This window comes from Rhizobium sp. 01N424 (genome assembly GCF_056399485.1).
Genome location: NZ_JBFTRK010000002.1, coordinates 144,176 through 157,610, shown reverse-complemented (window position 1 = coordinate 157,610; position 13,435 = coordinate 144,176). Strand labels below are relative to the sequence as shown.

The 13,435-nt window shown below is 62.4% G+C and carries 17 protein-coding genes; 8 read left to right on the top strand and 9 right to left on the bottom strand.

What is annotated here, in order from left to right; all coding sequences use genetic code 11:
* The first annotated feature begins 114 nt into the window (after positions 1 to 114).
* Together AC1DNK_RS06500 and ilvN are read left to right on the top strand one after the other, a co-directional pair.
* Positions 115 to 1,911, top strand: a complete 1,797-nt coding sequence (locus tag AC1DNK_RS06500) for an acetolactate synthase 3 large subunit (protein WP_112387038.1) — start codon at positions 115 to 117, stop codon at positions 1,909 to 1,911.
* 22 nt (positions 1,912 to 1,933) lie between these two features.
* Positions 1,934 to 2,506 (top strand): acetolactate synthase small subunit, encoded by a 573-nt coding sequence (ilvN, locus tag AC1DNK_RS06495; RefSeq protein ID WP_477940098.1) that lies wholly within the window; start codon positions 1,934 to 1,936, stop codon positions 2,504 to 2,506.
* 73 nt (positions 2,507 to 2,579) lie between these two features.
* On the opposite strand, the gene AC1DNK_RS06490 is transcribed toward ilvN, so the two are convergent.
* Positions 2,580 to 3,428, bottom strand: coding sequence for an aldo/keto reductase (locus AC1DNK_RS06490; RefSeq protein ID WP_477940897.1), 849 nt, complete (start codon positions 3,426 to 3,428; stop codon positions 2,580 to 2,582).
* 160 nt (positions 3,429 to 3,588) lie between these two features.
* Here AC1DNK_RS06490 and AC1DNK_RS06485 point away from each other — a divergent pair, with 160 nt between their 5' ends.
* The 4 genes from AC1DNK_RS06485 to AC1DNK_RS06470 all read left to right on the top strand — a co-directional run bounded on the left by AC1DNK_RS06485 (position 3,589) and on the right by AC1DNK_RS06470 (position 5,929).
* Positions 3,589 to 4,182, top strand: a complete 594-nt coding sequence (locus AC1DNK_RS06485) for a LysE family translocator (protein ID WP_477940097.1) — start codon at positions 3,589 to 3,591, stop codon at positions 4,180 to 4,182.
* A 73-nt stretch (positions 4,183 to 4,255) separates the two neighbouring features.
* The gene (nthA, locus tag AC1DNK_RS06480) at positions 4,256 to 4,915 is read left to right on the top strand and encodes a nitrile hydratase subunit alpha (RefSeq protein ID WP_477940096.1); all 660 of its coding nucleotides are present in this window, start codon (positions 4,256 to 4,258) and stop codon (positions 4,913 to 4,915) included.
* Positions 4,912 to 5,571, top strand: a complete 660-nt coding sequence (gene nthB / locus AC1DNK_RS06475; protein WP_477940095.1) for a nitrile hydratase subunit beta — start codon at positions 4,912 to 4,914, stop codon at positions 5,569 to 5,571. The genes nthA and nthB overlap by 4 nt, the downstream gene beginning before the upstream one ends.
* Before the next feature lie 4 nt (positions 5,572 to 5,575).
* Positions 5,576 to 5,929 (top strand): nitrile hydratase accessory protein, encoded by a 354-nt coding sequence (locus tag AC1DNK_RS06470; RefSeq protein WP_477940896.1) that lies wholly within the window; start codon positions 5,576 to 5,578, stop codon positions 5,927 to 5,929.
* A gap of 3 nt (positions 5,930 to 5,932) precedes the next feature.
* On the opposite strand, the gene AC1DNK_RS06465 is transcribed toward AC1DNK_RS06470, so the two are convergent.
* The 6 genes from AC1DNK_RS06465 to AC1DNK_RS06440 all read right to left on the bottom strand — a co-directional run bounded on the left by AC1DNK_RS06465 (position 5,933) and on the right by AC1DNK_RS06440 (position 10,179).
* The gene (locus AC1DNK_RS06465) at positions 5,933 to 6,715 is read right to left on the bottom strand and encodes an anti-sigma factor family protein (RefSeq protein WP_477940093.1); all 783 of its coding nucleotides are present in this window, start codon (positions 6,713 to 6,715) and stop codon (positions 5,933 to 5,935) included.
* On the bottom strand, positions 6,712 to 7,227 hold the full coding sequence (locus AC1DNK_RS06460) for an RNA polymerase sigma factor (RefSeq protein WP_477940092.1): 516 nt from the start codon (positions 7,225 to 7,227) through the stop codon (positions 6,712 to 6,714). The genes AC1DNK_RS06465 and AC1DNK_RS06460 overlap by 4 nt, the downstream gene beginning before the upstream one ends.
* A gap of 10 nt (positions 7,228 to 7,237) precedes the next feature.
* Positions 7,238 to 7,618, bottom strand: a complete 381-nt coding sequence (locus AC1DNK_RS06455; protein ID WP_477940090.1) for a COG4315 family predicted lipoprotein — start codon at positions 7,616 to 7,618, stop codon at positions 7,238 to 7,240.
* A 67-nt stretch (positions 7,619 to 7,685) separates the two neighbouring features.
* Entirely contained in the window at positions 7,686 to 8,399 is a 714-nt protein-coding gene (locus tag AC1DNK_RS06450; protein WP_477940088.1) for a TfuA-like protein, read from the bottom strand.
* The gene (locus AC1DNK_RS06445) at positions 8,396 to 9,604 is read right to left on the bottom strand and encodes a YcaO-like family protein (protein ID WP_477940087.1); all 1,209 of its coding nucleotides are present in this window, start codon (positions 9,602 to 9,604) and stop codon (positions 8,396 to 8,398) included. Before AC1DNK_RS06445 ends, AC1DNK_RS06450 begins: the two co-directional genes overlap by 4 nt.
* Before the next feature lie 23 nt (positions 9,605 to 9,627).
* Positions 9,628 to 10,179, bottom strand: a complete 552-nt coding sequence (locus AC1DNK_RS06440; protein ID WP_477940894.1) for a DUF922 domain-containing Zn-dependent protease — start codon at positions 10,177 to 10,179, stop codon at positions 9,628 to 9,630.
* 172 nt (positions 10,180 to 10,351) lie between these two features.
* Between AC1DNK_RS06440 and AC1DNK_RS06435 the strand changes: the two genes are divergently transcribed.
* Complete coding sequence (locus AC1DNK_RS06435) at positions 10,352 to 11,479, top strand: ATP-dependent DNA helicase (protein WP_112387048.1); 1,128 nt, start codon at positions 10,352 to 10,354, stop codon at positions 11,477 to 11,479.
* 45 nt (positions 11,480 to 11,524) lie between these two features.
* On the opposite strand, the gene AC1DNK_RS06430 is transcribed toward AC1DNK_RS06435, so the two are convergent.
* Together AC1DNK_RS06430 and AC1DNK_RS06425 are read right to left on the bottom strand one after the other, a co-directional pair.
* On the bottom strand, positions 11,525 to 12,217 hold the full coding sequence (locus AC1DNK_RS06430) for a MerR family transcriptional regulator (RefSeq protein WP_112515946.1): 693 nt from the start codon (positions 12,215 to 12,217) through the stop codon (positions 11,525 to 11,527).
* A gap of 141 nt (positions 12,218 to 12,358) precedes the next feature.
* Positions 12,359 to 12,652 (bottom strand): hypothetical protein, encoded by a 294-nt coding sequence (locus AC1DNK_RS06425; RefSeq protein ID WP_477940085.1) that lies wholly within the window; start codon positions 12,650 to 12,652, stop codon positions 12,359 to 12,361.
* On the opposite strand from AC1DNK_RS06425, the gene AC1DNK_RS06420 reads away from it, so the two are divergent.
* Positions 12,651 to 13,403, top strand: coding sequence for a pyridoxine 5'-phosphate synthase (locus tag AC1DNK_RS06420; protein ID WP_477940084.1), 753 nt, complete (start codon positions 12,651 to 12,653; stop codon positions 13,401 to 13,403). The two genes, AC1DNK_RS06425 and AC1DNK_RS06420, sit on opposite strands and share 2 nt — an antisense overlap.
* Positions 13,404 to 13,435 lie beyond the last annotated feature (32 nt).

The following is a 13,435-nucleotide window of genomic DNA, read 5'->3' as shown; positions in this document are numbered from 1 at the left end:
CGGTAGCCACCCATGCGCTAGATGACAGGCTCCCTAAGGGGCCTTTTTTTATGCCTGAAATTCAGGCTTGCCGACCACAAACTTCAATCCCAGCAGTCAAAACGGAACAGAAAAATGACGGGCACGGACAACCAGACGGCAGACAGCAATCGGATGACGGGGGCGGAGATCGTACTCCGGGCGCTGAAGGACAATGGCGTCGAGCATATCTTCGGATATCCGGGTGGCGCCGTGCTTCCGATCTATGACGAGATCTTCCAGCAGGACGAGATCAAGCACATCCTGGTGCGCCACGAGCAGGGCGCCGGCCATGCGGCCGAAGGCTATGCGCGCTCCACCGGCAAGGTCGGCGTCATGCTGGTCACTTCGGGTCCGGGTGCGACGAACGCCGTTACGCCGCTGCAGGACGCGCTGATGGATTCGGTTCCGCTCGTTTGCCTCAGCGGTCAGGTTCCGACCTCGCTGATCGGCTCCGACGCCTTCCAGGAAGCCGATACCGTCGGCATCACCCGGCCGTGCACCAAGCACAACTGGCTGGTCAAGGACGTCAACCAGCTGGCGGCGATCATCCACGAGGCGTTCCGCATCGCGCAGTCGGGCCGTCCAGGTCCGGTTCTGGTCGATATTCCGAAAGACATCCAGTTTGCGACCGGCACCTACACGCCGCCATCCGCGCATATCATTCAGAAGAGCTATCAGCCCAAGCTCGAAGGCGATCTGAACCAGATCCACGCCGCTATCGAGCTGATGGCGACGGCGCGCCGTCCGATCATCTATAGCGGTGGTGGCGTCATCAATTCCGGTCCGGAAGCATCGAAGCTGCTGCGCGAATTGGTCGAGCTCACCGATTTCCCGATCACCTCGACGCTGATGGGCCTCGGCGCCTATCCGGCATCGGGCAAGAACTGGCTGAAGATGCTCGGCATGCATGGCTCCTACGAAGCCAACATGGCGATGCATGATTGCGACGTCATGGTCTGCATCGGCGCGCGTTTCGACGACCGCATCACCGGCCGCCTCAACGCCTTCTCGCCGAACTCGAAGAAAATCCATATCGACATCGATCCGTCATCGATCAACAAGAATGTCCGTGCCGATATCCCTGTTCGTGGCGACGTCGGCAGCATCCTCGAGGATATGGTCCGCCTGTGGCGGGCGCTGCCGAACAAGCCGGCGAAGAGCCAGACCGCCGATTGGTGGGCCGACATCAACCGCTGGCGCGCGCGCAACTCGTTCGCTTACACCAAGAGCAACGACGTGATCATGCCGCAATATGCGCTGGAGCGGCTCTACGAGCTGACCAAGGATCGCGACACCTACATCACCACCGAAGTCGGTCAGCACCAGATGTGGGCAGCGCAGTTCTACGGTTTCGAAAAGCCGAACCGCTGGATGACCTCGGGCGGCCTGGGCACGATGGGCTACGGCCTGCCGGCAGCGCTCGGCGTCCAGATCGCCCATCCGGAAAGCCTGGTCATCGACATTGCCGGCGATGCCTCTATCCAGATGTGCATTCAGGAAATGTCGGCGGCGATCCAGTATGAGGCGCCGATCAAGATCTTCATCATGAACAACCAGTATATGGGCATGGTCCGCCAGTGGCAGCAGCTGCTGCATGGCAACCGCCTGTCCAACTCCTATACCGAAGCGATGCCTGATTTCGTTAAGCTGGCGGAAGCCTACGGCGCCGTTGGCCTGCGTTGCGAAAAGCCTAGCGAGCTCGATGCGACGATCCAGGAAATGATCGACGTCAAGAAGCCTGTCATCTTCGATTGCCGCGTTGCCAATCTCGCCAACTGCTTCCCGATGATCCCGTCGGGCAAGGCTCACAACGAGATGCTGCTGCCGGACGAAGCGACAGACGAAGCGGTCGCCAATGCCATCGATGCCAAGGGCCGTGCGCTCGTTTGATCTGAAGTAGAGGAAGAAGACAATGAACGCACACCTACAGCCGACCGGTTCCGCCTACTTCATTTCGCCGGAAACCGCCGCAGCCGAGAGCCACACGCTCTCGGTCCTCGTCGACAACGAGCCCGGCGTCCTAGCCCGGGTCATCGGTCTCTTTTCCGGCCGCGGCTACAACATCGAGAGCCTGACGGTCTCCGAAACCGAGCATCAGGCGCATCTGTCGCGCATCACCGTCGTCACCCGTGGCACGCCGCAGGTGCTGGAGCAGATCAAGGCGCAGCTGGAACGCATCGTTCCCGTTCACCGCGTCGTCGATCTGACGGTCCGGGCCCGCGAACTCGGCCAGGACCGGCCGATCGAGCGTGAAGTGGCGCTGATCAAGGTCGTCTGCTCCGGCGATGCACGTGCCGAGACGCTGCGCCTTGCCGATGCTTTCCATGCCAAGGTGGTCGACGCCACAGTCGATCACTTCATTCTCGAGATCACCGGCAAGTCCTCGAAGATCGACCAGTTCGTCTCGGTGATGAAGCCGCTCGGCCTCATCGAGGTCTGCCGCACCGGCATTGCGGCGATGAACCGCGGGGCGCAGGGCATGTAAGCCTGACGCTGATCGGCAAAATTCGAGAGCGCCCGGGTCTTTGGCCCGGGCGTTTTCATTTTGCCACGGCCGGTCAGAGCATCTCCAGCGACGACTTGCGGCCGGGTGGCGGGAAGACCTTGTCGAGTGCTGCCCAATCCTCATCGCTGAGATCGAACGTGACGCTGTCGCGGTTCTCGGCGGCGCGCTCGGCGCTCGATGTCTTGGGGATGGCGATGACGCCGTCGCGTTCCAGCACGAAGGCAAGCGCGATCTGCGCCGGTGTCGCCTGATTGGCCTTGGCGATACGGATCAGCTCCGGATTGTGCAGGATGCGCCCCTGCTCGATCGGCGAATAGGCCATGACGGGGACGCCGTGTTTCTGGCACCAGGGCAGTAGGTCGTATTCGATGCCGCGGCGCGCCAGATTGAAGAGCACCTGATTGGCGGCGCATCTGCGGCCGCCTGGGACCGAGAAGAGCTCTTCCATATCGTCGGCATCGAAATTCGAGACGCCCCAGGCACCGATCTTTCCGGCGTCCATCAATTCTTCGAAGGCTTCCACCGTCTCCGTGAGTGCATATTCGCCGCGCCAGTGCAGCAGATAGAGGTCGATCCGGTCGATGCCGAGGCGCGAGAGACTGCGGTTGCAGGCTTCGATGGTGCCGGTGCGGCTGGCATTGTGCGGATAGACCTTGCTCGTCACGAAGACCTTGTCGCGCTGGCCCTTGATGGCGCGGCCGACGATGCGTTCGGCACCGCCTTCGCCATACATTTCGGCAGTGTCGATCAATGTCATGCCGAGCTCGATGCCGGCCTTCAGACTTACTATCTCGCGGTCGGCCTCGGAAGCGCGCTCGCCCATGTTCCAGGTGCCCTGGCCAAGGGCGGGGACTTCGGTGCCATCCGGGAACGCGATGGCCGGGATGATGTCTTCCTGCATGGCTCTGCCTTTCCTGATGTAGTTGAGGAGATTGCGCCGATAGTCCATCTTTCAAGCAATCCTGTCACGGTGACAATGATCTGGTAGAACAGGAAAATTAGGACAGTTATACTGACCTAAATAAGGGGCCGCGAAAAACCGGCCCTTCCGGGAGGACGCAATGCCATTGGATACGTTCGCAGCACTGGTGCTGTTTGCCTTCACGACATCGATCACGCCGGGGCCGAACAACATGATGCTGTTCACCTCGGGGGTGAATTTCGGCTTCCGCCGGACGATCCCGCATATGCTGGGCATCGGCGCCGGCTTCCTGTCGCTGCTGCTGGCCGTCGGGCTGGGGCTCGGTGCTGTCCTCCATACGGTTCCGGCGCTCTATACGGCGCTGAAGTTTGCCGGTGGCGCCTATCTGCTGTGGATCGCCTGGAAGATCGGTTCGTCGCGCTCGCTGAGCGAGGGCAAGACAAGTGCTGTGCCGATGTCCTTCCTGTCGGCCGCGGCTTTCCAGTGGATCAATCCGAAGGCTTGGGTGATGGCCGTCACGGCGATGGCGACCTACACGAACCCGGATTTTTATGTCGTCAGCGTCCTGATCGTCGGCCTGGCTTTCGCGCTGGTCAATGTGCCCAGCGTTTCCACCTGGGCCGGTTTCGGCTCGGCGCTGCGCGACTGGCTGTCTGATCCGGCCAGGCTCAAATGGTTCAACATCACCATGGCCTTGCTTCTGGTGCTCAGCCTTTGGCCTATGCTGAAATGAGTTTTGCCTGATGTGGCTTGGCGGCTGGATCGCAAAGGCCTAAACAGGGTTCGACATCGCGGAGGGCATCGTCTTGCACGATCATGATCACGACCATCACCATCACCATGACCACGATCATGGGCACGACCACCATCACGACAACCGCTATACCGACATGCAGGCGCGGGTCCGGGCGCTGGAAACGGTGCTGACCGAGAAAGGGTTGATCGATCCGGCAGCGATCGACGCCATCGTCGAGACCTACGAGACGAAGATCGGTCCCCGCAACGGGGCACGGGTCGTGGCCAAGGCCTGGAGCGATCCACAATTTTCCGAATGGCTGAAGCGCGATGCAACGGCGGCGATTGCCAGCCTCGGTTACACGGGCCGCCAGGGCGAGCATATGCGCGCCGTCTTCAACACGCCCGAGACGCATAACCTCGTCGTCTGCACGCTCTGCTCCTGCTATCCTTGGTCGGTGCTCGGCCTGCCGCCTGTCTGGTACAAGGCACCGGCCTACCGTTCGCGCGCCGTCATCGATCCGCGCGGCGTGCTGGCGGAATTCGGGGTGTCACTGCCTGAAGACAAGAAGATTCGCGTCTGGGATTCGACTGCGGAGCTGCGTTACCTCGTGATTCCCGAACGTCCTGAGGGAACCGATGGTTTCGGCGAGGAGGCGCTGGCCGACCTCGTCAGCCGCGACGCGATGATCGGCACCGGTATTGCGGCCGCTCCGGGAGCCTGCGCATGAACGGGCCGCACGATCTCGGCGGACAGATGGGCTTCGGGCCGGTGGCGCCAGAACCGAACGAGCCGTATTTCCATGCGGAATGGGAAAAGCGGGCACTTGGCGTCGTGCTTTCCTGCGGTGCCTTCGGCGCCTGGACGATCGATGAAAGCCGCCATGCGCGCGAGCGCATCCCGCCAGCCGATTACCTGTCGGCCAGCTATTACGAGATATGGACCCGGGCGCTCGAAGTGCTGCTGGAACGCCACGGCTTCGTGGCACAGGACGAGATCGCCAAAGGCCACAAGCGTGACGACGGCGCGGTGCCGAAACGTGTGCTGAAGGCCGACATGGTCGCGGGTGTGCTGGCCAAGGGCGCACCCTGCGACCGGCCGGTCGATGCGCCCGCGAAATTCGCCGCCGGGCAACGGGTGCGGACGCGAAACTTCAATCCCGAGACCCATACGCGGCTGCCGCGCTACGCCCGGGCAAAGACCGGTGTCGTCGAGGCGGTGCAGGGCTCCTTCGTCTTTCCTGACGATCATGCGCATGGAAAAGGCGAGAACCCGCAATGGATCTACACCGTTGTTTTCGATGGCAGAGAGATCTGGGGCGAGGGCGCAGATCCGTCGCTGATGGTGTCGATCGACGCCTGGGAGAGCTATCTTGAGCCAGTGTGATCACATGTCACCGCTGCGGGACTCGCCGCAGTTGCCGAAATCGGCCGAGGGCGATCCGGTCTTTCCCGAACCCTGGGCAGCCGAAGCCTTCGCGATGACCGTGCATCTGCACCAGCGCGGATTGTTCACCTGGAGCGAATGGGCGAAGACGCTGTCTGCCGAGCTGCACCAGCCCGGCCGCGCCATCGATGGCAGCGATTATTTCGACTGCTGGGTGGCGGCGCTCTCGCATATCCTCGCCAGCAAGGGCGTCACGGACGGTGAGACGATCCTGTCGCTGCAGCAGAGCTGGCAGCGCGCCGCCGAGGCGACGCCGCATGGCAGGCCGATCGAGCTTGCCAACGATCCGCTGCGCTGAAGTTTAGGACGGGAATTGCCGGTAGCATTCCTCGGCCACTTGCCGCAGCTGGTTACGCGATATCTCGCCGGTCACGGCATAGCCGAGCTCGCCGTCGATCCAGTAGAAGGTCTCGAGATTATCGGCCGAGGCGAAGCGGAAGCTGGTGGTGTGGTTGCCGGCATTGCGCCCGACCAGAACCGTCAGACGTTCGCCGCCCTGATCCTCATACATGAACATCGCGCCCGGCTTGCCATCGACAGGCAGCAGACGGCCGCCGACGAGGTGGAAACCTAGCGTCTGCAGGTCGGGTACCTTCAGGTTCTGGATCGCCAGCCGCTTGCCGAGCCAGGTGGCGAGATGCGCCTCCTCGTTGGCAAAGACTTCGACGGGATGGCGGACTTCGCTGGCATAGACGAGAAAGGCGTTCTGCGCCTGCTGCGGCAAGGTCTCGGAGGCGGTGAGCTGCAGTTGCGGCTTTTCGAACAGCGCGGGGCCATAGTGGCCGCTCACCGCACCTGCCGCGAATATGGCGGCAATGGAGGCGGCGATCGCGGCGCGGCGCGGCCATGACGGGCGAGCGTTGCGCGGTGTGACGAGCAGGACGTCATTGGGCTTGGCAACGGCATAGGGGCCGAACATTTTCTGGATGGCGGCACTCTGCGATTTCCATTCGGCGACGGCTGCCGCTTCCTCGGGATTGTCCTTCAGCCATGCCTCGATGCGGGCTTGCTCGGCTTCGGGCAGCTGGCCGTCGGCATAGGCATGCAGATCCGCTTCGGTCACGGTCGGGTTGGATTCGGTCATTTCGGTCTCCGAAGCGTAATCACATTATCGGCTTTCATTCTCTCGGCGACCCGTTGGCGCGCGCGCGACAGGCGCGACATCACGGTGCCGATGGGGATATCGAGGGCGGTCGCGACCTCGCTGTAGGTGTAGCCCTCGACGACCACAAGCATCAGCACGGCGCGGTTTTCTTCCGAAAGCCCGTTCAGCGCATCCTCCAGCCTGGCGCGCTCCAGCGGATCGGAGGGCACGGCGGGCGAGGGAAGGCTTTCGGCGGCATCGAGCTCCACCGTCATGTGGCGAGGGCCGTTGCGCCGGGCGTTGCGGTAGAGATTGGTCATGATCGTCAGCGCCCAGCCGCGCAGGTTCAGGCCGCGCCATTGCGAACGGCGGGCCAGGACCTTTTCGACGCAGTCCTGGAGCAGATCCTCGCCTTCGCTGTCGGAGCGGGTGAGGCTTCGCGAGTAGCGCCGCAGCGAGGGCAGGAGGGCCAGGATCTGGCCCTCGAAGGTTTCGGGTGCGGGTGTTTTCACGCGCGGATACTCAGGGCTTGGCAAGGTCCCAGTTGCCGCCGACCCCATCTCCGGTGACATCGCCCTTCTTCTTGTCCTTGACCCAGAAATAGAGCGGCATGCCGTCCTTGGCCCACTGCTTCGTCCCGTCCTTACGATCGATGACTGAGTATGCCCCATCTGCCTTTGCGTCGCCAGCGGCGGCGAGCGGCGGCCAGTTCTTGGCGCAATCGCCGTTGCAATTGGAGGTGCCCATGGCGTCCTTCTTGAAGGTGTAGAGCGTCATGCCATTTTCGCCGGCAAGAACCTTGCCCTTGGCGGAATCGACGGTCTGGACGGGGGCGGCGGCGAAGGCGGCGGTCGCAGCCATGGCGGCAACGGCAAATGCGGTTGCGAATGATACGATTTTCATGCGGTCTCTCCTCACGTTCGGCAGGCTTTGTTGCTTTGCCGGATATGAGACACGCGAGCCCGCCGGTTTATTCCATGCCGTTTTCAAGAGCGTTCCAGAGCGAGGTGCGGGCGAAGGTCCAATCGCGGGCGAGGGGTGCGGTTGCGGGCTTGTAAGCCGAAAGCACTGCGATCAGCTCCTCGGCATCTCGGCGCTTCTGATTGACCGCGTTGCCGCCAACCCATTGCAGCAGATCGGTGCAGCGTGCAGCTGGAAGTGCCGCGCCGTCGAGGATTGATCGCCAGGTTTGTTTCTTGAAGAAGATGGTGCGGGATGCGGCCAGGAGCGCCTGCTGCTCGGCCTCATCGATGACGCCGCGTGCCAGCATGTCACCAAGCGTAGACAGGATGTTGACCAGCGGTTCGCTGAGCGCCTTGTAGCCGAGTTCGCCTGGCGCATGCAGCTGGGCGACGGCATCGTCATCCTCCAGCGCGCCGCTCGCATACATCGCATAGATCCTGCCGATGCCGGTCATGCCGAAGGCGGCGCATTCGGCGGCGCGCAGCGCGCCCATGCTGGCCGCGCCGAAGACCGGTATTCCTTTGGATAGCGCAAAGAGGATTTCCTTGTGCCAGACGGGGGCGGCATATTCGAAATAGCCGTCGATCAGGCCGATCGCCGTAGCACCCTGTCTGACGGCTGTCAGGATATCGCCCTGGGCAGCTGGTGGCCGGATATCGAGGCGGCCGCCGGTCAGCGCTGCGGCATCGGGCAGGGTGGGGCCAACGAAGACGGTCTTCATAGGAACTCCATCGACCGCGAGAGCGCGCGCGGGCCGAAACGGTGCTTGCGGTCTCCCTCGGGATTTTCCAGCGTGGGGACGAAGACCTTGGAGACGGAGATCGCGAGGCCGGGTTCGTGCAGCTCGACGGCGATGGGAGGGCCGAGGCCGGTATGGCTGAGCTTGCCCACCACGCCTGCCAGCAGTGCGGCAGCGCCATCCGGCAGATCGGGCCTCTCGACCACCAGCTCCCGAACCGACACGGCGAAGAGTGCGCGTGTTCCCGGCGGAAGCGGACGTTCGAAAACCTCCGGAAGAATATCGTCGCGGGCGCCGCTGATGAAGGTCAGGCGTGACTGTGCGGCCTCGGTGATGGCGCGGATCGCGGCGCGGACGGGATTGGGATGGGCGCCGCATCCGTGGGTGACGTCGACATAGCGGGTATGTCTGGCAGCGGTGACATCGCCGGGGCCGAGCAGGGCGGCGATGCAGGGAATGCCGATATCACTGGTCACCTCGAAGAGCCGAAGGGCGAGACCGGCAGCGGCAATCTTCGCACAAAGCGCGCCGATGGCCGGATCGGCGAAGTTTTCCGGGGCAATCGCCTCGATACGCTCCGGCGGCGTCATCTGCCAAAGCGCGTAGGCGTCGCGCTCGATCCGTTCGAGAAGGGCGTGAAGGCGTGCCTCGTCGATGGTGTTGCCGGAGGCGAGGCCGTCGGAGGATTGCCAGAATCGGCAATGGCCGATGGTCCGGTCGAGCAGGATTGCATCCTTCGGGACGAAAATGGTTTTGCCGTCTTCGAGGCTTGTGCCGGCAACCCAGCCGATTGTCTCGTCCGGCTCGATATCGGCGGCGCCCGCGGCGATCAGTTCGTTCAGCGGATGCCAGGCGTGGCCGTGGGCGGTGAGGTCCAGTCCGCTGCAAAGCCGCGTGGTCAGCACCGGATTGCTTGCAATGGTCCGCTCCAGCGCTTCCATGGCGGCGGAGACCTTGGCGTCGATATCGGTCAGGCCCTTGCCCTGATTGACGACGATCGACCGAGCATTGGGGACGATGGCGTTCCAGACCGGAATGCCGATGCAATCGAGGCCGGTGACTCGGGCGAGCCGGGTGATGCCGAAGCGGGGAAGCAGCGGGGTAATGCGGGCGAGCGTTTCCTCCGGTGCGCAGGCGCGGTCCGAATAGGTGCTTCGGGTTAGGAGCGTTGCGTCAGGTATGGTCACATCAGCTCCTTGCTTTCGAAGGTTCAGGGGCCGTTCACCAGCTTCAGGATCAGGCTCTGAATATGGCCGCCGTCGCCCATCTCGACCTTGTCGAAATCGCGGCCCTGCTGGCGCTGGTAGCCGGAAAGCTCGCCCAGCCGCTGCTGCAGGGTGACCCTGATCTTCTTGCATTGCGGATCGTCTGTGGCGCTGAGGCCGAGGCTGTAGCCTTCGATCTGCTTGACCATCTCCTTGATCGTGCCGCCATGCCAGCGCTCGTGGGTCTCGACGCCGGAGATGAAGCTCTGCCAGCTTGCCTGAACGGCGGGCGAAAGCGCCGAGGATGGCTTCGGTAGCGTGTAGATGATGATCAGCTTCGGGCGCGCGACGGTGATCTTGCAGGACTTGTCCGGCTGGACCTCGTATTTGCGCGTCCATGTCAGTTTGAACGTCGTGTGGGCGATGACCTGGCCGTTGCCTGCCGCCGGGCCGCGTTCGCCGATCGACTGGTAAAGCCCGGCGCCTGTTGTGCCCGAGATTGCATAGGTCTTGATCTGTTCGACAGGTTGCCAGTCGGCATGGGCGGCAACCGGCATCGATGCCGATACCGTCAGGAGAAACAACGCGGCCGTTTTCTTCACACGAATCCCTTTCGCCGGACTGCTGTGAGACTAGTGGCGTGCGCTCCGGCTTTCAATCTGGTGATCGCGCAACTGAGAGGCGTTTTCGCCTTGCGTCCGGCGCGCGAATCCTGCCAAGTCGCGCATCATGCAATTTGCTCCGCAACAGGATGAAGCCCTGAAGGCCGTTTCGAAATGGCTGAAGGAGGGACGGTCGCCGCTCTTCCGTCTTTTCGGCTATGCCGGAACCGGCAAGACAACGCTTGCGCGCCATTTCGCCGAGAATGTCGATGGTGACGTGCTGTTTGCGGCCTTTACCGGCAAGGCGGCGCAGGTGCTGCGTTCGCGCGGCGCATCGAATGCCAAGACCATCCACTCGCTGATCTACCGCCCGCGCGGCGAAGAGGCGGTCGAGGACGAGGAGACCGGCAAGACATCGATCGCGCCAATGTTCACCATCAACCGCCAGAGCCCTGTCGCCAAGGCGGCGCTGATCATCGTCGATGAATGCTCGATGGTGGACGAGGCGCTCGGCAGGGACCTGATGAGCTTCGGCACGCCGATCCTGGTGCTCGGTGATCCCGGCCAGCTGCCTCCGGTTTCGGGCGGAGGCTATTTCACCAATCAGGATCCGGATTACCTGCTGACGGATATTCACCGCCAGGCACGCGACAATCCGATCATCAAGCTTGCCATGCAGGTACGCGAAGGCAACGAGATCATGTATGGCGACTATGGCGCCGCGCAGGTGATCTCGAAGAACGAGGTCAATCAGGACCTCGTCATGAAGGCCGATCAGGTGCTCGTCGGCACCAACCGGACGCGGCGGCGCTATAATCAGCGGCTGCGCGAGCTGAAAGGCTTCAATGCCGAATATCCTCAGACAGGCGACAAGCTGGTCTGCCTGCGCAACGATCCGGCCAAGGGGCTGCTCAACGGCTCGCTCTGGCAGGTGATGACGTCCTCCAAGGAAACGACGAAGCCCGGCATCAACCTGTTGATCCGTCCGGAAGACGACGACATGGATCGTGGTGCTGCGAAGATCAAATTGCTGAAGCAGGCCTTCGAGGATGTCGAGGGCGAAATTCCCTGGAACACCCGTAAGCGCTACGACGAATTCGACTACGGCTATGCGCTGACGGTTCACAAGGCGCAGGGCTCGCAGTGGAACAATGTCGTGCTGTTCGATGAAAGCTGGGCCTTCCGCGATACGCGCGAGCGCTGGCTTTACACGGCAATCACCCGTGCAGCCGAGACTTTGACCATCGTTCGTTAGGCGGGCAGGCGTGGCGGACGCCGTTCCCGTGGGAGTGAAAAGTCTTCAGACCTGGACGATGCCGAGCAGAACAGCCTTGGCGATTGCCTGGAAGCGGTTATTGGCCCGGAACTTCAGGATGATTGCCGATTCCAGCGCCTTTGCCTCGTCATGGGAAAGGCTGAGCGCTCTGGCGATCCGCTGTGTCGAATAGCCCTCGGCCATCAGCGACAGGCAGCGCCGTTCCTTCTCAGAGAGCCCGTCCGGATCCTCGTTGTCGTTGAGCGGCGGCATCTCCCCATGGGCGTCGAGATCGAGCAGGTCGCCGACCTGCTGCAGCTGGCGGTGCAGCGTCGACATTTCGGCCGTCAGTTCACGCTTGCGCACCCCCAGCGCTTCGCGAAACATCGTCTCTGCTTCCTCCTGCGACCTTGCATGGCGCAGCTCATCCATCAGATCCTGGATGACGGCGATCGGCATGCCGGTCTCGCGGCAGACGTTGATGACGGCCATGCGCATCACGTCGTCCTGACCATAGACTCGCATCAGGCCGATGCGATTGGCCGAAAGCAGGCCCTTCTCCTCGTAGAAATGTAAGGTCCTGTGGGTGACACCGAATGCATTCGCCATGTCGGCGATCGGCACCGGTCCATCAGGGAGATCCGGCGGCAGCGCGGCAGAAGGCAGGAACCGGTATTTCGACCGGGCCTCCGAAGCGTTGCCGGCGGCAGCAAACATGCGTTTGGAACCGTCTGGCATGAACCCTCCTAGGGCATACTGTTGCACCTCATGCGGTTGCCAGTTGCTTTCGACGGCGCTGCGGAGTGGGGTTTTCCTCGAGGCGTTCTTGTCGTTGGGGAAGGAAGCAGTACGCGGCGTACTAAACTCGATACATATTCTTCACGTTATGCGTGAACGGTCTTTTTTGTAAGTGCTAAAAATAATCGTTTTTAAATAGGATAGCAATGCGGACGGAAAAGCTTGAAACATCGCGAAAAGATAGCCGGATGCCGTTTGCGCGAGGGTCAGCGTTTCTTCCAGCGGAACGGGAAATACTCCTCGCGGTACGGATCGCGTCACGCAGCGTGAAGCATCACGAATTTGCATGCTGCCATCTGCGAATCTCGTTGGCCTTGGCGGCGCCATTGGCATAAAAGCGGAGCACGCATCTGCCATCGAATGGATCATCGTCATGCCGACCACGCTTTCCGTGAACCTCAACGCCGTCGCCATGCTGCGCAATCGCCGCGATCTGCCGTGGCCGAGTGTCGAAAGCCTTGGCCGTATCGCGCTGAAATCGGGGGCAAGCGGGCTGACGGTGCATCCGCGGCCGGACCAGCGGCATATCCGCTTCTCCGACCTGCCGGTGATCCGCAACCTGATCGACGATGAATTCCCCGAAGCCGAGTTCAATATCGAGGGATATCCGACCGAAGAATTTCTCGATCTCTGCCGCAGCGCTGCGCCTGAACAGGTGACGCTGGTGCCTGACGACCCGACGCAGGCGACATCGGATCACGGCTGGAATTTCCGCAAGGACGAGCGTTTCCTGACCGATGTGATCGCCAAGCTGAAGGCGATGGGAACCCGGGTGTCGCTGTTTGCCGATGGTGACGGCGATGTGGAAGCGGTGAAGATCGCCAAGGCTGTCGGCGCTGACCGTATCGAGCTCTATACCGGCCCCTATGGGGGCTGTTACGACGCGCCGGAGCGGGTCGGCCCCATTCTCGAAGCACTTGGAAAGACGGCGGATGCGGCGCTGGCGATCGGCCTCGGCGTCAATGCCGGTCACGATCTCACGGTTGCCAATCTGCCGCCGCTGGTGAAGCGTATTCCCGCTCTCGCGGAAGTCTCGATCGGCCATGGGCTGACGGCGGATGCGCTGGAATACGGGATGGCCGAAACCGTGCGCCGCTTCTGCCGCGCCTGCGGCCAAAAGATCTGATCTGAAAAGCCCGCCGCGGTGGTGCACGGCGG